The organism is Streptomyces sp. So13.3 (assembly GCF_005860785.2).
Lineage (GTDB): Bacteria > Actinomycetota > Actinomycetes > Streptomycetales > Streptomycetaceae > Actinacidiphila > Actinacidiphila fildesensis.
On record NZ_CP048835.1, the window covers coordinates 6,085,506 to 6,102,590 of the forward strand.

The 17,085-nt window shown below is 70.5% G+C and carries 17 protein-coding genes; 10 read left to right on the plus strand and 7 right to left on the minus strand.

Annotation, left to right across the window (positions count from 1 at the left end; translation table 11 throughout):
* Positions 1-72: 72 nt before the first annotated feature.
* A complete protein-coding gene (locus C8250_RS27560; protein WP_244809392.1) occupies positions 73-1,074 on the plus strand; it encodes a PHP domain-containing protein in 1,002 nt (333 codons plus the stop codon).
* A 1-nt stretch (position 1,075) separates the two neighbouring features.
* Positions 1,076-1,684 carry a MarC family protein gene (locus C8250_RS27565; RefSeq protein WP_138350988.1) on the plus strand — a complete coding sequence of 203 codons (609 nt, stop codon included), beginning with the start codon at positions 1,076-1,078 and terminating at the stop codon, positions 1,682-1,684.
* An 84-nt stretch (positions 1,685-1,768) separates the two neighbouring features.
* On the opposite strand, the gene C8250_RS27570 is transcribed toward C8250_RS27565, so the two are convergent.
* Positions 1,769-1,909 carry a hypothetical protein gene (locus C8250_RS27570; RefSeq protein ID WP_187145002.1) on the minus strand — a complete coding sequence of 47 codons (141 nt, stop codon included), beginning with the start codon at positions 1,907-1,909 and terminating at the stop codon, positions 1,769-1,771.
* A gap of 124 nt (positions 1,910-2,033) precedes the next feature.
* Here C8250_RS27570 and C8250_RS27575 point away from each other — a divergent pair, with 124 nt between their 5' ends.
* On the plus strand, positions 2,034-2,930 hold the full coding sequence (locus C8250_RS27575) for an NYN domain-containing protein (protein WP_138350987.1): 897 nt from the start codon (positions 2,034-2,036) through the stop codon (positions 2,928-2,930).
* A 4-nt stretch (positions 2,931-2,934) separates the two neighbouring features.
* Here the strand turns inward: C8250_RS27575 and C8250_RS27580 are convergent, their stop codons facing one another.
* Together C8250_RS27580 and C8250_RS27585 are read right to left on the minus strand one after the other, a co-directional pair.
* The gene (locus tag C8250_RS27580) at positions 2,935-3,792 is read right to left on the minus strand and encodes an alpha/beta fold hydrolase (protein WP_138350986.1); all 858 of its coding nucleotides are present in this window, start codon (positions 3,790-3,792) and stop codon (positions 2,935-2,937) included.
* A 130-nt stretch (positions 3,793-3,922) separates the two neighbouring features.
* Positions 3,923-5,488: a DEAD/DEAH box helicase gene (locus tag C8250_RS27585; RefSeq protein ID WP_244809394.1), complete on the minus strand. Its 1,566-nt coding sequence runs from the start codon at positions 5,486-5,488 to the stop codon at positions 3,923-3,925.
* 467 nt (positions 5,489-5,955) lie between these two features.
* Between C8250_RS27585 and C8250_RS27590 the strand changes: the two genes are divergently transcribed.
* On the plus strand, positions 5,956-6,684 hold the full coding sequence (locus tag C8250_RS27590) for a ferritin-like fold-containing protein (RefSeq protein WP_138350985.1): 729 nt from the start codon (positions 5,956-5,958) through the stop codon (positions 6,682-6,684).
* A gap of 46 nt (positions 6,685-6,730) precedes the next feature.
* Here the strand turns inward: C8250_RS27590 and C8250_RS27595 are convergent, their stop codons facing one another.
* The 4 genes from C8250_RS27595 to C8250_RS27610 all read right to left on the minus strand — a co-directional run bounded on the left by C8250_RS27595 (position 6,731) and on the right by C8250_RS27610 (position 8,504).
* Positions 6,731-7,009: a hypothetical protein gene (locus tag C8250_RS27595; RefSeq protein WP_138350984.1), complete on the minus strand. Its 279-nt coding sequence runs from the start codon at positions 7,007-7,009 to the stop codon at positions 6,731-6,733.
* A gap of 112 nt (positions 7,010-7,121) precedes the next feature.
* Positions 7,122-7,352: a DUF3107 domain-containing protein gene (locus C8250_RS27600; protein ID WP_138350983.1), complete on the minus strand. Its 231-nt coding sequence runs from the start codon at positions 7,350-7,352 to the stop codon at positions 7,122-7,124.
* 171 nt (positions 7,353-7,523) lie between these two features.
* Positions 7,524-8,165 carry a TetR/AcrR family transcriptional regulator gene (locus C8250_RS27605; protein ID WP_138350982.1) on the minus strand — a complete coding sequence of 214 codons (642 nt, stop codon included), beginning with the start codon at positions 8,163-8,165 and terminating at the stop codon, positions 7,524-7,526.
* Positions 8,166-8,267: 102 nt separating this feature from the next.
* Positions 8,268-8,504: a hypothetical protein gene (locus C8250_RS27610; RefSeq protein ID WP_138350981.1), complete on the minus strand. Its 237-nt coding sequence runs from the start codon at positions 8,502-8,504 to the stop codon at positions 8,268-8,270.
* 105 nt (positions 8,505-8,609) lie between these two features.
* On the opposite strand from C8250_RS27610, the gene C8250_RS27615 reads away from it, so the two are divergent.
* From C8250_RS27615 to C8250_RS27640, 6 genes are all read left to right on the plus strand, one after another.
* Positions 8,610-9,635, plus strand: coding sequence for an alpha/beta hydrolase (locus tag C8250_RS27615; protein ID WP_138350980.1), 1,026 nt, complete (start codon positions 8,610-8,612; stop codon positions 9,633-9,635).
* Positions 9,636-9,643: 8 nt separating this feature from the next.
* Positions 9,644-11,074: a DUF3152 domain-containing protein gene (locus tag C8250_RS43720; protein ID WP_244809396.1), complete on the plus strand. Its 1,431-nt coding sequence runs from the start codon at positions 9,644-9,646 to the stop codon at positions 11,072-11,074.
* 351 nt (positions 11,075-11,425) lie between these two features.
* Positions 11,426-13,144 carry an ABC transporter substrate-binding protein gene (locus C8250_RS27625; RefSeq protein WP_138350979.1) on the plus strand — a complete coding sequence of 573 codons (1,719 nt, stop codon included), beginning with the start codon at positions 11,426-11,428 and terminating at the stop codon, positions 13,142-13,144.
* Positions 13,145-13,155: 11 nt separating this feature from the next.
* Entirely contained in the window at positions 13,156-14,139 is a 984-nt protein-coding gene (locus C8250_RS27630; RefSeq protein ID WP_164607196.1) for an ABC transporter permease, read from the plus strand.
* Positions 14,136-15,125 carry an ABC transporter permease gene (locus C8250_RS27635; RefSeq protein WP_138350977.1) on the plus strand — a complete coding sequence of 330 codons (990 nt, stop codon included), beginning with the start codon at positions 14,136-14,138 and terminating at the stop codon, positions 15,123-15,125. The genes C8250_RS27630 and C8250_RS27635 overlap by 4 nt, the downstream gene beginning before the upstream one ends.
* The gene (locus C8250_RS27640) at positions 15,122-16,837 is read left to right on the plus strand and encodes an ABC transporter ATP-binding protein (RefSeq protein WP_138350976.1); all 1,716 of its coding nucleotides are present in this window, start codon (positions 15,122-15,124) and stop codon (positions 16,835-16,837) included. The genes C8250_RS27635 and C8250_RS27640 overlap by 4 nt, the downstream gene beginning before the upstream one ends.
* Positions 16,838-17,085: the final 248 nt, after the last annotated feature.

Below are 17,085 nucleotides of genomic sequence, written 5' to 3' on the forward strand. Positions count from 1 at the left end.
TTCCCCGGCCCGCTATCCTTATTTTCCGAAAGCCTGTGCCGTATACCGCCTAGCGCCGTTGGGAGCCGTGCCGTGCGCATCGACCTGCACACCCACTCCACGGCCTCGGACGGTACGGACACCCCCGCCGAGCTGGTGCGCAACGCCGCCGCCGAGGGTCTCGACGTCGTGGCGATCACCGACCACGACACGGTCGGCGGCCATGACGAGGCCGCCAAGGCGCTGTACGACCTCGGGTCGCCGCTGACGCTGGTGACCGGCGCGGAGCTGTCCTGCAAGGTCGACGGCATCAGTATGCACATGCTGGCGTACCTCTTCGACCCCGTGGAGCCCGAGCTGTTCCGGGAGCGCGAGCTCGTACGGGACGACCGGGTGCCGCGTGCGCGGGCCATGGTCGGCAAGCTCCAGGAGCTCGGCGTCCCGGTCACTTGGGAGCAGGTCGCCGCGATCGCCGGTGACGGCTCCGTGGGCCGGCCGCACATCGCGACCGCGCTCGTCGACCTCGGCGTCGTGGACACCGTCTCGGACGCGTTCACGGACCGGTGGCTGGCCAACGACGGCCGCGCGTACGTCGGGAAGCACGAGTTCGACCCCTTCGACGCCGTACGCCTGGTGAAGGCGGCCGGCGGGGTCACCGTCTTCGCGCACCCGGGCGCCCACAAGCGCGGCGAGACCGTTCCGGAGCGCGTCATAGCCGCTCTGGCGGCGGCCGGACTCGACGGCATCGAGGTGGACCACATGGACCACGACGAGGCCACCCGGGCCCGGCTGCGCGGCTTCGCCGCCGAGACGGGGCTGCTCGCCACCGGCTCCAGCGACTACCACGGCAGCCGCAAGGCCTGTCGGCTCGGGGAGTTCGTCACCGACCCCGAGGTGTACCGGGAGATCGCGCGCAGGGCGACCGGCGCGGTCCCGATCAGCGCCGTCTGGCGCTCCTCCCGCCCCCCGGCGGCCCCGGCGCCCGCGTCCCGCCGCCTCCCTCGCCGCTCGTTCCCGCCGTGCGTCCTGATGCCCCGGCCTCAGACGCCGGCGCCCCGCCCGTTTTGCCGGCCCACCGCGGAAAGCCCCCACTGAAATGCTCGACGTCACCCTCTTCGGGTCGGTCTTTGTCACGCTCTTCGTGATCATGGACCCGCCCGGGATCACCCCGATCTTCCTCGCGCTGACCTCCGGGCGCGCCACCAAGGTGCAGCGCCGGATGGCCTGGCAGGCGGCCTCCGTCGCCTTCGGCGTCATCACCGTCTTCGGCCTCTTCGGCCATCAGATCCTCGACTACCTGCATGTCTCGGTCCCCGCGCTGCGGATCGCCGGCGGTCTGCTGCTGCTGCTCATCGCGCTCGACCTGCTCACCGGCAAGATGGACGAGCCGACCCAGACCAAGGACGTGAACGTCGCGCTGGTGCCGCTGGGGATGCCGCTGCTGGCCGGGCCCGGTGCGATCGTGACCGTGATCCTGGCGGTGCAGAACGCCCACGGCTTCGGCGAGCAGGCGTCGGTGTGGCTGGCGATCGCCGCCATGCACGTCGTGCTGTGGCTGGTCATGCGCTACTCGCTGGCGATCATCCGGCTCATCAAGGAGGGCGGTGTGGTGCTGGTGACCCGGCTGTCCGGGATGCTGCTCTCGGCCATCGCCGTTCAGCAGGTGGCCAACGGGGTGCTGGGGTTCGTGCACGGCGAGGGCTGACCCGGACGGCCCCCGTGGCGCCCACCGGACGCAGAAGCGCCCCTGTACGTCTTGCGTACAGGGGCGCCGTCGTCGAATGCTGTCTCAGATCGCCGGTCGGATGTAGATCCGCTGGCCGATGGCCGCGGCCTGTTGGACGATCTTGTTGACGGCGGCGGCGTCCACGACTGTGCTGTCCACAGCGGTGCCGTTCCGGTCGTCGAGTCGCATGATCTCGAAGCGCATGGTGCTTCTCCCTTCGTCGCACTGTCCATGAGTAGTCAACGAACCCCCTCACTAAAACATTCCCTACGCTAATGAAAACTTTTCCGAGCCTAAGTACTCACGAGTACGGGACAATGGCGGACCTATGGACAACGACAACGCGCTGGCCGCCATGGCCGCCGGTATCGAGCGCACCAACGAGCTCCTGCAGCGGGTCCTGGCCGAAGTCGCCACCACCCCCGCCACCCACGCCGTGTTCGTGGACGCCGGCTACGTCTACGCCGCCGCGGGCCGCCTCGTCGCGGGCACCGAGGACCGGCAGACCTTCGACCTGGACGCCGAGGGCATCATCGAGGCGTTCATCGACAAGGCGCGCTCGCTCTTCCCGGACAGCCGGCTGCTCCGCGTCTACTGGTACGACGGCGCCCGCCGCCGGATCCACACCCGCGAGCAGGAGCGCATCGCCGAACTCCCCGACGTCAAGGTCCGGCTCGGCAACCTCAACGCCAGCCGCCAGCAGAAGGGCGTCGACTCCCTCATCCGCACCGACCTCGAATCGCTCGCCCGGCACCGCGCCATCAGCGACGCGGTCCTCATCGGCGGTGACGAGGACCTGGTGTCCGCCGTCGAGGCGGCCCAGGGCTACGGCGCGCGGGTGCACCTGTGGGGCATCGAGGCCACCGAAGGACGCAACCAGGCGGACCCCCTGCTCTGGGAGGTCGACAGCCAGCGCACCTTCGACCTCGAGTTCTGCAAGCCGTATCTGACCCGGCGACCCGTGCCCGAGTACGGTGACGCGCCGGTGCCCTCGCGGGCGGACGTGCACTTCGTGGGCGCCCGGGTGGCCGGCCAGTGGCTCGCCGTCCGGGGCCGCGACACCCTCGCGGAACTGCTGCCCGGCCGGCCCTATCTGCCGCCGGCCTACGACCAGGAACTGCTCGTCGAAGCCGAGGGATTGCTCGGCATCTCGCTGCGCGCCCACGCCGACCTGCGACGTTCGCTGCGCGACGGCTTCTGGGACCACCTCACCGCCCAGCTCTGACTCCTCACTCGCCCTTCGGGCTCCAGAAATCGATCAGCGCCTCGGCCGTCGCCTCCGGCTGGTCCACATTCGGTGAGTGCTCGGCGCCCTTGATGACCACCCGCCGCGCGCCCAGCCGCAGCGCCATCTCGTCGAGCCACTCCGGCGGCCACGCGTAGTCGACGTCGCCGGAGAGCACCAGCGTGCGGATCGGTACGGCGGCCAGCTCGGCGACCCGGTCGGGCTCCGCGATCAGCTGCTTGCCGGTCGCGATCAGCTGCTCGGGGACATTGCCCATCCAGCGCCGGTACAGGAACTCCGCGATGGCGGGCGGGACGTCCGGCGCGTCGGCGTTCTCCGCGTCCATGTCGCGCATCGCCTGCCAGACCGCCTCCATCCCCATCGCGGGCAGCGCCTCGACGAGCATCCGCGTCCTGGCCTGCTGCTCGGCGTCGATGGCGGCCGGCCCGGAACTCATGATCGTCAGAGACGTCCACGGCGGTGCCGCGTCGATCGCCGCCGCCCGCACGATCAGCCCGCCCAGCGAGTGGCCCAGTACGTGCACCGGACCCGAACCGCCCAGCGCCTCGGTCTGCGCGAGGACGTCGGCGGCCAGTTCGGCCTGGGTGTACGCGCTCTCCTCGGGCGGGCCGCCCGTCTCGTGCTGCCCTCTGCCGTCGACCGCGACCACCCGGTAGCCGGCCAGTGCCAGCGGTTCGAGCAGCGCGATGAAGTCCTCTTTGCTCCCGGTGAACCCGGGCACCAGCAGGGCGGTGCCCAGGACCGCCGTTCCGGCGTCCAGCACCGCGAAGTCGCCCCTCGCGGTGGCGAGGCGGTACGCACGGGCCCCTTCGGGCAGCTCCAGTGTCGGCGGTCTGCTCATGCCGTGAGATTACGCGACGCGTGTGTACGACAGGTTGCGGACAGCGACAGAACGCCGACGCCCCCGGTGGAGAACCGGGGGCGTCGGCGTTGCTGGTGGTGCTGTTCCGCTGTGCTGTTCCGCGGGTCGGTCAGCTGTCGGCCGGCTCGGCCTTCGCGGGACGGGTACGACGACGGCGGCGGGCCGGCTTGGCCTCGTCACCCTCGGCGGTGGGAGCCTCGGCCGGAGCGGCCTCGACCATGGTCGCCGGAGCGCCCTCCGCGGCCGGAGCGGCGGCGCGGGTACGGCGACGGCGGCGCGGGGCCGCCTTCGCCTCGCCCTCGGTGTCCGCCACGTCGATGACCGGGGTCACGGCCGCGGCCGCATCCACCGCGACGACGGCGGTCTCACCGGCACGGGTGCGGGTGCGCTGACGCGGGGTGCGGGTCCGCGGCGGACGCTCCTCGGTCACGGTCGCCGCTGCGGCGACGGCGGGCTTGCGCCCACCGGTCCTGCCGCGGCCACCGGTCTCGCCGAGGTCCTCGACGGTCTCCGCGCCGAGGCCGGCACGGGTCCGATCGGCCCGGGGCAGTATGCCCTTGGTGCCGGCCGGGATGTTGAGCAGCTCGTACAGGTGCGCGGAGGTGGAGTACGTCTCCTCCGGCTCGTCGAACGGCAGGTCCAGCGCCTTGTTGATGAGCTTCCAGCGCGGGATGTCGTCCCAGTCGACCAGCGTGATCGCGATACCGGTCTTGCCGGCGCGGCCGGTGCGGCCGACGCGGTGGAGGTACGTCTTCTCGTCCTCCGGCGACTGGTAGTTGATGACGTGCGTCACACCGTCGACGTCGATACCGCGGGCGGCGACGTCGGTGCAGACCAGCACGTCCACCTTGCCGTTGCGGAACGCGCGCAGGGCCTGCTCACGAGCACCCTGGCCCAGGTCGCCGTGGACCGCGCCGGAGGCGAAGCCGCGCTGGGCGAGCTGGTCGGCGATGTCGGCCGCGGTGCGCTTGGTGCGGCAGAAGATCATCGCGAGGCCACGGCCGTCGGCCTGCAGGATGCGGGAGACGAGCTCCGGCTTGTCCATGGAGTGCGCGCGGAAGATGTGCTGCGTGATGTTCGCGACAGTCGCGCCCTCGTCGTCCGGCGAGGTGGCACGGATGTGCGTGGGCTGCGACATGTAGCGGCGGGCCAGGTTGATGACCGCGCCCGGCATGGTGGCCGAGAACAGCATCGTCTGGCGCTTCGGCGGCAGCATGGCCATGATCCGCTCGACGTCGGGCAGGAAGCCCAGGTCCAGCATCTCGTCGGCCTCGTCCAGGACGAGGGCGCGCACCGACTTCAGGTTCAGCTTCTTCTGGCCCGCGAGGTCCAGCAGCCGGCCCGGGGTGCCGACGACGATGTCGATGCCCTTCTTGAGGGCCTCGACCTGCGGCTCGTAGGCGCGGCCGCCGTAGATGGCCAGGACGCGCACATTGCGCACCTTGCCGGCGGTCAGCAGGTCGTTGGTGACCTGCTGGCACAGCTCACGGGTGGGGACGACGATCAGGGCCTGCGGCCCGTCGGGGAGGTCCTCGGCCTTGGCGCGGCCGGCCTCGACGTCGGCGGCGACCGTGACGCGCTCCAGCAGCGGCAGGCCGAAGCCCAGCGTCTTGCCGGTGCCGGTCTTGGCCTGGCCGATGATGTCATTGCCCGCCAGGGCGACCGGAAGGGTCATCTCCTGGATCGGGAACGGATTGATGATGCCGACAGCCTCAAGGGCTTCGGCGGTCTCGGAAAGGATTCCGAGGCTGCGGAAAGTCGTGGTGGTCAGGATGCTTGCCTCTTCTGTGAGACGCGGCACTGGGCTGTGAGGGGGGTCGAGCGTCCGCGTCCGGAAAGGAACGCCGGGCGCTGACCGCGCAGGTGTCGTCCAGCCGTGGGTGGCTGAGAAGCGCGGGACCGCTGCCCTCGCACATGCCGCGAGTGGGCCCCTCCTGCTGTCAGGAGGGCGGTCGGTGTAGGAGCCGATCGGGCCACCGACCGGGCATCCAGATACTGCGTACAGTGCACAGGAAATTGCCGAAAATCGGCGGAGTGCATTACCACTCTACCCCGGAAACACGCAGCTGCACCCGATCAAATGTTTCGGCGGGGGCTACGGGGGTGGTCCGGCGGGACCCGGACTTGGCTATTGTGCGCAGCATGGAGACGCCTGACGAGACGACCGCACCTGCCACCGGAATCGCTGCCCTGGACTGGGCCGGAGCTTCCGCGGACCCCCACTACCGGGCCGCGGTGGTGGATCTGCTGGGTGCGCTGGCCTACGGCGAACTGGCCGCGTTCGAACGCCTCGCGGACGACGCGAAGCTCGCGCCGGAGCTTGAGGACAAAGCTCAGCTGGCCGCCATGGCGGCGGCTGAATTCCACCACTTCGAGCGGCTGCGGGACCGGCTTTCCGAGATCGGGGCCTCCGCGAAGGAAGCCATGGAACCCTTCGGCGCCGCGCTGGACGAGTTCCACCGGCAGACCGCTCCGTCGGACTGGCTGGAGGGTCTGGTCAAGGCCTACGTCGGCGACTCGATCGCCTCGGACTTCTACCGCGAGGTCGCGGCGCGGCTCGACACCGACACCCGCACGCTCGTGCTGGCCGTACTGGACGACACCGGCCACGCCAGCTTCGCCGTCGAGAAGGTCCGCGCCGCCATCGAGGCGGACCCGCGGGTCGGCGGCCGGCTCGCGCTGTGGGCGCGGCGGCTGATGGGTGAGGCGCTGTCACAGGCGCAGCGCGTCGTCGCCGACCGGGACGCGCTGTCCACGATGCTCGTCGGGGGAGTGGCCGGCGGTTTCGACCTGGCCGAGGCCGGCCGGATGTTCACCCGGATCACCGAAGCGCACACCAAGCGGATGGCGGCACTCGGGCTGGCTGCCTGACCCTCGCTCAGGCCTGGTCCTCAGCTGTGGTCCTCAGCTGTGGTCCTCAGGCCCGCCCCGCGACCGAGTGGCGGAGAAAGCGCCGGTCGTCAGCGGGGCGGAGGAGCAGGCTGAGCAGCGCCGCCGCGACGAGCGCCGACACCGGGAGCGTCACGGCCGCGTGGCCGGCGCCGAGAACCGTACGGGTGATCAGACCTCCGACCAGGGCCGCGATCGGACCGGTGGCGAGGACGAGGACGCGGGACGGGAAGCGTTCGGGCAAGAAGTGCGTGGCGGCGTAGGCGATGCCCAGACCGAGCGCGGCGAATGCGACTGCTTCCCACATGTACGGGGTCCTTCCCGAGGGGGCCGACCGTTGCATAACGGTCCTACCCCTTCGGGGAGCCGGACAAAACGGAGGGCTCGCACCCGATTACGGTGCGAGCCCTCCGCCGTCGTCACATCGACGCGCCGAAGCCGACCTTCCGGCTGGCGGGCTGGCCGATCTCCACGTACGCGATCTTGGCTGCGGGGATGAGGACCTTGTGGCCCTTCTCGTCCACCAGGCTCAGGAGCGGCGACGCGCCGGAGAGGGCGTCAGCGACGGCCTTCTCGACCTCCTCGGCCGACTGCACGCTCTCGATGCTGATCTCGCGCGGCGCGTGCTGCACGCCGATCTTGACCTCCACGGCTCTGTACCTCCAGGTCTGGCGGTGTGCGCGTCTTCGCGCCGTACGCAGGAAACACTAGCCGGGCTCGGAGGGGTGGAATCCGAAGATGATGAACGCCGGTAGCGAACAGCGACGGGGAATAACCGGCGGTGGCCGTCCGCGGCAGCCGTCAGTGGTGGCCGGCGGCCGTCAGTGGTGGCCGTCCGTGCCGTGCAGCGGGAAACCGGCGATACCGCGCCAGGCCAGCGACGTCAGCAGGTTGACGGCGGTGTCCCGGGGGATCTGGCTGTTGCTGGAGAGCCAGTAGCGGGCCACGACCTGGGAGACGCCGCCGAGGCCGACGGCCAGCAGCATCGACTGTTCGCGGGGCAGCCCGGTGTCCTCCGCGATGACCTCGCAGATCGCCTCGGCGCACTCCAGCGAGACCTTGTCGACGCGCTCGCGGACCGCGGGCTCGTTCGTCAGGTCCGATTCGAAGACCAGCCGGAAGGCGCCGCCCTCGTCCTCCACGTACGCGAAATAGGCGTCCATGGTCGCCTCGACGCGCAGTTTGTTGTCGGAGGTGGAGGCCAGTGCGGTACGCACCGCTTGCAGCAGTGACTCGCAGTGCTGGTCGAGCAGCGCCAGATACAGCTCCAGCTTGCCCGGGAAGTGCTGGTAGAGCACCGGCTTGCTGACGCCGGCCCGCTCGGCGATGTCGTCCATCGCGGCGGCGTGGTAGCCCTGGGCGACGAACACTTCCTGGGCCGCGCCCAGGAGTTGTTCGCGGCGGGCCCGGCGGGGCAGGCGGGTGCCGCGCGGGCGTGCCTGAGTGTGCTCGATGGCTGTCACGCCGCCTCCCAATCTGTTGAAGGAACACTGCGGGTGCCATCGTACTTTTCGGTAACGGGGCTGTGCGCGGTGCGAGAGCACATTCTCACTACCTGGAACCTTTCAGCGATAGTCCTCCTCGTCCAGGTTGACGACACGACGTTGTTCCGCGACGTCCGCGGGATCGGCGGACGCGACGGGCGAATCGGAGTCCTCCCCGGCCGGGACGTCGTCGCGGTGGACGACATCGGTGTGCTGCTCGGCGGCATCGGCTTCGGGGGTTTCGATGTCCATCTCGATGGCCGGATCGTCGGCGGCGGCCTCGAATTCATCCTCGGAAATCTGGACTTCGTCGGACACGGTGACTCCCTTCCTTACTGTCGAGCGTAGGAGCGCGGGGTCCTGAGCGCAGCCTGTGAGGGCGAACACACAGGCGCATGCGTGATCGTCTCGTAACATTGCCCCATGTCCTCGACGGAGTCTCCTCAAGCTGCGATCGCTCCCGCAGCCGTCCCCCCGCAGGGGCCGCGGCTCGGACCAGGGGAAACGCAGCGAAATGTGAGCCTGCCCGGTCTCTCTCTGGTGGTCCGCGAGCGGACCTCGGAGCGCGACGGACTCGAACCGGCCGTTCTTGTGCACGGACTGGGCGGTTCGTCGCAGAACTGGACACAACTGATGGACCGGCTGGCCGACCGGCTCGACAGTCAGGCACCGGATCTGCCCGGCTTCGGCTTCTCGCCGCCGCCGGACGACGGTGACTACTCGATCGCCGGACACGCCCGGGCGGTGGTCCGGCTGATCGAGTCCGGCGAGCGGGGTCCGGTCCATCTGTTCGGCAACTCGATGGGCGGCGCGGTGGCGACGAAGGTCGCGGCGGCCCGTCCCGACCTGGTCAGGACGCTGACACTGGTCTCGCCCGCGCTGCCGGAGCTTCCGCCGCAGCGCACCGCGTGGCCGACGGCGTTCGTCTCGATGCCGGGGATCCCGGCGCTCTATCTGCGGGCGACCAAGGACTGGCCGGCCGAGCGGCGGACCCAGGAACTGCTCACGCTGTGTTACGGCGACGCCTCGTCGGTCGGTGACCGGGCGCGGGCGGAGGCGGTCGAGGAGTACGAACGGCGGATCGCACTCCCGTACTTCTGGGATGCGATGGTCCGTTCGACACGGGGCATCGTCAACGCGTACACCTTGGGTGGACAACACTCTCTGTGGCGGCAGGCGGAGCGGGTACTCGCGCCGACGCTGCTGGTCTACGGGGGGCGCGACAAGCTGGTCTCCTTCCGGATGGCGCGGAAGGCGTCCCAGGCGTTCCGCGACTCCCGGCTGGTGACGCTGCCCGACAGCGGGCACGTCGCGATGATGGAGCACCCTGACGTGGTGGCACGGGCCTTCCGGGACCTGCTCGATCAGACGGACGGTCACGCGGTGAACGAAAAGACGGGCGCTCGCGTAATGAACGACACGACGAGCGACGCGGCGAGCAGGAGCTGATTGAGGGCGTGGGGAAACACAGCGCGGGCGGCGGCCGGCAGAGCCGCGACAACGACATATCGAGCACCCTCGGTGGCGGTCGTGCAGGCCAGGGCCGCAGACGCCGGGGTGACGTCGGCGTTCCCGTCTCCGTCCCGTCCCAGGCTCCGGCGCCGGGCGCCCGCTACGACGGCGGTTACGTCGTCGGCGACCACCCGGACTCCCGCCCGCACCCCGAGCACCGTGAGCACGCCGCCTGGGGCGCCCAGGACGGCTGGGCGGCGGAGAGCGGCCGTGGCCGGAGCACCGGCTACCGGCCGGACGAGCTCCCGGACCCGTACGACACGGGTCAGTGGCAGACGTTCGACGAGCCCGTCCTCCCCGTCCCGGATCCGTACGACACCGGTCAGTGGCAGACGTTCCAGCAGTCCGTCCACCCCGTCCAGGACCCGTACGACACCGGCCAGTGGCAGACGTTCGACGAGCCGGTCCTCCCGCCGCAGTCCTTCGAGGCCCCGCCCGGCCGCCGGATACCCCGGCAGCGCATCGAGCAGGAGACGGTTCCGGAGCCGGAGCCGGAGCCCGTCCTGGACTCCGACCTGCCGGAGGCCACGGCCGCCGACACCGGCCGGAAGAGCGGTGGCAAGGGCCGTACGTTCACCGGGATCGCCGCCGCCGCGGTGGTGACCGTGCTCGCCGTGGTCGTCGCCGGGCAGGTCGGCAGCGGTGGCGCCGGACACAGCGAGGCCGGGGCCTCCGACGGCGCGACCCGCGACGGCAGCGACGCGGCCTCACGGTCGAAGGACCGTCCGACGCCCGGCGTCGCACCCTCCAACGCACCCGCCGTGGCCGTCGCCGGCTACGACCAGCTGATGGCCAGGCAGTACCCGCTCGACGCCAAGCTGGCCCTGAGCGGCCAGTTCCAGACGATGCCGGGACACGACCCGGCGCCGGGCAAGGGGAAGGTGCTGCGCTTCCGGGTGGACGTGGAGAAGGGCCTGCCGCTCGATTCCGCGCTCTTCACCCGGACGGTCTTCACCACCCTGAACGACGACCGGAGTTGGGGGCACGGCGGGACCAAGACGTTCGAGCGGGTGTCATCGGGCCCCGTCGACATCGTCGTCACGCTCGCCAGCCCCGGCACCACTGCTAAGTGGTGTGCGAAATCCGGCCTGGACATCACCGTTGACAATGTGTCATGTGACGCCGCGTCCACCGAGCGCACCATGATCAACGCGTTCCGCTGGGCACAGGGCGCCGTCACGTTCGGCCCCGACCGGATGCACGAGTACCGGCAGATGCTCATCAACCACGAGGTCGGCCACCGGCTCGGGCACGGCCACGTCGGCTGCCCGAAGGCGGGCGAGCTCGCGCCGGTCATGATGCAGCAGACGAAGTTCCTGTCGCTCGACGGCGGCCCCACCTGCAAGCCCAACGCCTGGCCGTTCCCGAAGGCCTGACCAGCGGTTTCGACCGCCTGAGCACGAATGATCCCGCCGACCGGATTTTGACATCGGCGGGATCGTCGTTCACTCTTCTCCCATGTCGCACCGCCACGCACCCGAGGACGCCAGCATCAAGCTGGTGCTCATCGGCGTGGCCGAAATCTGCGTAGCCGACATTCTCTGTCGGTGACCCACGGTTCGGTCGCGTAGAGGCTTTCCGCCTCCGCCCCGAGCTGTCCATCCGTGGGCAGACGCACCCCCCTGAGTTCGAGCCATTTCTCCGTTGAGGGGAAGCGGCTGCTGCTGCCCGCGGGTATTCGTTGAATCCTGCCGTCATACCTCGCAGCCGCGAAAGGCCGATCTCTCATGCGTCAACTGTCCCTCATATCCCGCCGCGTGGCAGCGGTAGCCGTTGGTCTGGCCCTCGCCGGAGGGGCCGCCGCCTGCGGCCCGAAGGACAGCGGCGGCGCCAAGGCCTCCACCGACGCCAAGCCCGCCAAGGGCGGCACCCTCTACGTGCTGAACAACCAGGCGCAGGAGGACTTCGACCCGGCCCGCCTGTACACCTCGGGCGGCGGAAACGTTCCCTCGCTGGTCTACCGCACGCTCACCACCCGCACCCGGGCCAACGGCGCCGAGGGCTCGAAGGTCGCCGCGGACCTGGCCACCAACACCGGCGAGCCGAGCAAGGACGCCACCGTCTGGACGTACCACCTCAAGGACGGCCTGAAGTACGAGGACGGCTCGCCCATCACCACCGCCGACATCAAGTACGGCATCGAGCGCTCCTTCGCGGCCGAGCTGTCCGGCGGCGCGCCCTACCTGCGCGACTGGCTGATCGGCGGCGCCGCGTACCAGGGCCCGTACAAGGACAAGAACGGACTGGCCTCGGTGGAGACGCCGGACGCCAGGACGATCGTGTTCCACCTGAACAAGCCCGAGGGCGAGTTCCCGTTCCTGGCCACGCAGACCTCGTTCGCCCCGGTGCCGAAGGCGAAGGACACCGGCACCAAGTACGCCGAGCACCCGGTCTCCTCGGGCCCGTACAAGGTGATCAAGAACGAGAACAACGGTGAGCACCTGGTGCTGGAGCGCAACCCCAACTGGTCGGAGGCCACCGACGACCAGCGCAAGGCGTACCCGGACAGCATCGACGTCCAGTCGGGTCTCGACCAGGCCGTGATCAACCAGCGACTGTCCACCGGCACGGGCAAGGACGCGGCGGCCGTCACCACCGACACCAACCTCGGCCCGGCCGAGCTGGCCAAGGTCAACGGTGACAAGGCGCTCGCGAGCCGGGTCGGCACCGGCCACTTCGGCTACACCGACTACATCGCCTTCAACCCGAAGGTGAAGCCGTTCGACAACCCGAAGGTGCGCCAGGCCATCGCGTACGCGGTCAACCGCACCACCGTGGTCAACGCGGTCGGCGGCTCCTCGCTCGCCGACCAGGCCACCACGTACCTGCCGGAGCAGGCGTCCTTCGGCTACACGCCGTACGACCCGTTCCCGGCCGGCAAGACCGGGGACCCGGTCAAGGCCAAGCAGGTGCTGGCGGAGGCCGGCTACCCGAACGGGATCACCGTCTCGCTCACCCATGACGTCACCAAGGCCGACGAGCAGGGCCCCGAGGTCGCCACGGCCGTCCAGGACGCGCTGAAGGCGGCGGGCATCACCGTCAAGCTCGACGGCCAGGAGCACAAGGCGTTCAGCGACAAGATCCACAACGTGTCGACCGAGCCGGGCTTCTTCCTCACCGGCTGGGGTGCGGACTGGCCGTCCGGCGGCCCGTTCCTCGGCCCGATCTTCGACGGCCGGCAGATCGTCAAGGACGGCTCCAACTTCAACAACGCGCAGCTCGACGACCCGGCGGTCAACAAGGAGATCGACGAGATCAACAAGCTGACCGACCTCAAGGCCGCGGCGGTCCGCTGGGGCGCGCTGGACAAGAAGATCGGCGAGCAGGCCGTCACCGTGCCGCTCTTCCACCCGGTCTACAAGCGGCTGTTCGGCAAGGACATCAAGAACGTCGTGATCAGCGACTGGACCGGCGTCCTGGACATCTCGCAGGTCTCGGTCAAGTGACCACCCAGGACCTGACGGCCGTCGAGGCGGGGGCGGCCGGCAACCCGGCCGCCCCCGCCCCGGGGGCCCGGCAGGTCTGGCGGCGGCTGCGCGCCCAGCGCGCGGCCGTCGCCGGGACCGCCGTCATCGCACTCCTCGTCCTGGTGGCGCTCGCCGCACCCCTGCTGAGCGCCATCGAGGGCCAGAACACCACGGCCTACCACCCCGAGCTGGTCGACTCCGCCTCCGGCGGCGTACCGCTCGGCTCCTTCGGCGGGATCAGCGGCGACCACTGGCTCGGTGTCGAACCCGGCACCGGGCGCGACATGTTCTCCCGGCTCGTGCACGGCGCCCAGATCTCGCTGGCCGTCGCACTCGGCGCCACCCTCGTGCAGATCCTCGTCGGCGTCGGCACCGGCCTCGCCGCCGGGCTCGGCAACCGCTTCGTGGACAACCTGCTCAGCCGCGTCACCGACGTCATGATCACCATGCCCGCGCTGGTCTTCGCCATCGCGCTGATGGCCGTGGTGCCCGACAGCTTCCCGCGCCCGCTGCTGCTGGCGCTCATCATCGGCTTCGTCGCGTGGGGCAGCATCTCCAAGCTCGTCAGGGCCCAGGTGCTCAGCCTCAAGTCACTGGACTACGTGGCGGCCTCCCGGCTCGCCGGCTCCGGCACCTGGCGGATCGCCCGCCGCGAACTGCTGCCGTCGCTCGTCGCACCGGTCATCACGTACGCCGCCCTCCTCATCCCGGCGAACATGGTCATCGAGTCCGGGCTCTCGTTCCTCGGCATCGGCGTGAAGCCCCCCACCCCGTCCTGGGGCCAGATGCTCTCCAGCGCCAACACCTGGTACGAGGCCGATCCCGCGTACGTGCTGCTGCCCGCCGCGATGCTGTTCATCAGCGTGCTCGCCTTCACCGTGCTCGCCGACGGCATCAGGACCGCCCTCGACCCCCGGGCCGCCAGCCGGCTCCGCATCGGCACCGGCCGCAAGCGCGAGGAGGCCGCGTCATGATCCGCTTCCTGCTGCGCCGCACGGTCTCCGCCGCGGTGGTTCTGCTGGTGCTGGCCGTCGTGCTGTACGCCGTGTTCTACCTGGCGCCCGGCGACCCCGCGCAACTGTCCTGCGGGCCCAAGTGCTCGCCCGCCCAACTCGTGCAGATCCGCGAGCAGATGGGCCTGAACGACTCGGTGTACGTACAGTTCTGGCACTTCCTGCAGGGCATCGTCACCGGTCACGACTACAGCACCGGCACCGGTACGGTGCACTGCTCCGCGCCCTGCTTCGGCCAGTCGTACCGTACCGGCGAACTCGTCAGCGACATCCTCATCGCCAAGCTGCCCGCCACCGCCTCCCTCGCCATCGGCGCGATGGTGCTGTGGCTGCTGCTCGGCATCGGCACCGGCGTGCTGTCCGCGCTGCGCCGCGGCCGGCCCACCGAACGGCTGCTCACCGGGCTCACCCTCGCGGGCACCGCCACCCCGGTGTTCATCATCGGCATCCTGCTGCTGATGCTCTTCTGCTCGGTGCTGCAGTGGCTGCCCTACCCCTCCTACGTGCCGTTCACCGACGACCCGCAGCAGTGGGCCTGGAACCTGCTGCTGCCCTGGCTGGCGCTCGCCCTCGTCGAGTCCGCCAAGTACGCGCGGCTGACCCGCAGTTCCATGCTGGAGACGCTCGCGGAGGACCACATCCGTACCTTCCGCGCCTACGGCGTCAGCGAGCGCGCGATCATCGGACGGCACGCGCTGCGGGCCGCCCTCACCCCGGTGATCGCGCTGTCGGCGCTCGACCTGGGGACGATGTTCGGCGGCGCCCTGCTGACCGAGTCGCTGTTCAACGTGCCAGGGCTCGGCCAGAAGCTCGTGCAGTCCGTCGAGCTCAAGGACCTGCCGGTCGTGGTGGGCATCGTGCTCGTCATGGGCTTCGCCGTCGTCATCGCCAACGCCGCCGCGGACGTGCTCTACGCGCTGGCCGACCGAAGGGTGGTGCTGGCATGAGCGCGGCCACCGATTCCGCAGTGGATCCCGCCGCCACGGCCGGCCTCGCCGAGCCGCTGGTGGAGGTCAGGGACCTCGTCATCGACTTCCCGACCGCGTCCGGCACCGTACGGGCCGTCGACGGTCTCAGCTTCCGGCTCGAAGCGGGCGGCGCCCTCGGCATCGTCGGTGAGTCGGGATCCGGCAAGAGCGCCACCGCGTACGCCCTGCTGGACCTGCACCGGGGGACCGGCGCGCGGACCGGCGGCACCGTACGGGTCGCCGGGACGGACGTCCTCGGCGCCGACGACACCGAACTGCGGCGGCTGCGCGGCGGCCGGGCGGCGATGGTCTTCCAGGACCCGCTCTCCTCGCTCGACCCGTACTACGCGATCGGCGACCAGATCGCCGAGGTCTACCGCGTCCATGTGAAGGCCACCCGGCGGGCGGCCCGCGAGCGGGCCGTCCAGGTGCTGGACCGGGTCGGCATCCCGGACGCGGCCCGGCGCTCGCGCGCCCGGCCGCACGAGTTCAGCGGCGGCATGCGGCAGCGCGCGCTCATCGCCATGGCGCTGGCCTGCGAACCACGGCTGCTGATCGCCGACGAGCCGACCACCGCACTCGACGTCACCGTCCAGGCCCAGATCCTCGACCTGCTGCACGAGCTGCGCGCCGAGACCGGCATGGGGCTGCTGCTCGTCACCCACGACCTGGGTGTCGTGGCCGGCACCGTCGACGACGTACTCGTCATGCGGAACGGCACCGCCGTCGAACGCGGCGCGGTGAGCGCCGTCCTGGACGACCCGCGCGAGCCCTACACGCGGGCACTGCTCGCGGCGGTGCCGCAGGTGGACGCGGCGCGGCCGGTCGTCCTCGTGAAGCAGCGGACGGGCGACGAACGGAAGGCTGCCGTGGAAGCGCCGCTTCTCGAAGCGGTCGGTCTGCGGCGGGAGTTCGGCAAGCGCCAGGACACCGTGACCGCCGTGGACGGCGTGTCGCTGACCGTCCGGCGCGGCGAGACGCTCGGCATCGTCGGGGAGAGCGGCAGCGGGAAGACCACCCTCGGCCGGATGCTGGTGCGGCTGCTCGACCCCACGGCCGGTGAACTCCGTTACGACGGCCGGGACATCGGCAAGCTCGGCGACAAGGCGCTGCGACCGCTGCGCCGCGAGCTGCAGATGGTCTTCCAGGACCCGGTCTCGTCGCTGAACCCGCGGCGCAGCATCGGCGAGTCGATCGCCGACCCGCTGCGGGCGGCGGGAGAGCTTTCGGACAAGGCGGTCGTCGAGCGGGTGCGGGAACTGCTGGAGCGGGTCGGTCTGGAACCGGACTGGTACCACCGGTACCCGCACGAGTTCAGCGGCGGTCAGCGGCAGCGGGTCGGGATCGCGCGGGCGCTGGCACCGGCCCCGAAGCTGATCGTCTGCGACGAGCCGGTCTCGGCGCTCGACGTGACGACCCAGGCCCAGGTCGTCGCGCTGCTCGGTGAACTGCAGCGTGACCTGGGGCTCTCGCTGGTCTTCATCGCGCACGACCTGGCGGTGGTGCGGCAGGTCAGCGACCGGGTCGCGGTCATGCGCGCCGGGAAGATCGTCGAGGAGGGGCCGGCGGACGTGGTGTACGACTCGCCCCAGCACGCGTACACCAAGGGCCTGCTGGCGGCCGTGCCGGTGCTCGACCCGGTCGAGTCCGCGGTGCGGCGCGCGAGCCGGAAGGGGCTCGCCGAAGTCTGAGAAACGCTTCCCGGGAGTCCGGGAAACGCTTCCTGCCGGAGCGCGGCACGGTCGCGGACAGGGTGAGTGGAGTGTGTTGTTCCGCGCACCCTAAGCGACGACAACGCGTTGTGGTGCGAGAAGTTACGACCGTTCACCCCTTCTGGTGGCGCGGCGGACAACCGTCCGTCGCGCCACTGTCGTACCGGCATACCGTCGTCGCGCCGGGCAGACGTATCCGCCCTCCCGGCCATGCATCCGGCGGACCG

What these genes read in the sequence shown, in the direction of transcription:
- C8250_RS27565 (WP_138350988.1), top strand. Translation starts at nt 1,076, where the DNA reads ATGCTCGACGTCACCCTCTTCGGGTCGGTCTTTGTCACGCTCTTCGTG.
- C8250_RS27570 (WP_187145002.1), bottom strand. Translation starts at nt 1,909, where the DNA reads ATGCGCTTCGAGATCATGCGACTCGACGACCGGAACGGCACCGCTGTG.
- C8250_RS27575 (WP_138350987.1), top strand. Translation starts at nt 2,034, where the DNA reads ATGGACAACGACAACGCGCTGGCCGCCATGGCCGCCGGTATCGAGCGC.
- C8250_RS27580 (WP_138350986.1), bottom strand. Translation starts at nt 3,792, where the DNA reads ATGAGCAGACCGCCGACACTGGAGCTGCCCGAAGGGGCCCGTGCGTAC.
- C8250_RS27585 (WP_244809394.1), bottom strand. Translation starts at nt 5,488, where the DNA reads ATGACCCTTCCGGTCGCCCTGGCGGGCAATGACATCATCGGCCAGGCC.
- C8250_RS27590 (WP_138350985.1), top strand. Translation starts at nt 5,956, where the DNA reads ATGGAGACGCCTGACGAGACGACCGCACCTGCCACCGGAATCGCTGCC.
- C8250_RS27595 (WP_138350984.1), bottom strand. Translation starts at nt 7,009, where the DNA reads ATGTGGGAAGCAGTCGCATTCGCCGCGCTCGGTCTGGGCATCGCCTAC.
- C8250_RS27615 (WP_138350980.1), top strand. Translation starts at nt 8,610, where the DNA reads ATGTCCTCGACGGAGTCTCCTCAAGCTGCGATCGCTCCCGCAGCCGTC.
- C8250_RS27625 (WP_138350979.1), top strand. Translation starts at nt 11,426, where the DNA reads ATGCGTCAACTGTCCCTCATATCCCGCCGCGTGGCAGCGGTAGCCGTT.
- C8250_RS27635 (WP_138350977.1), top strand. Translation starts at nt 14,136, where the DNA reads ATGATCCGCTTCCTGCTGCGCCGCACGGTCTCCGCCGCGGTGGTTCTG.
- C8250_RS27640 (WP_138350976.1), top strand. Translation starts at nt 15,122, where the DNA reads ATGAGCGCGGCCACCGATTCCGCAGTGGATCCCGCCGCCACGGCCGGC.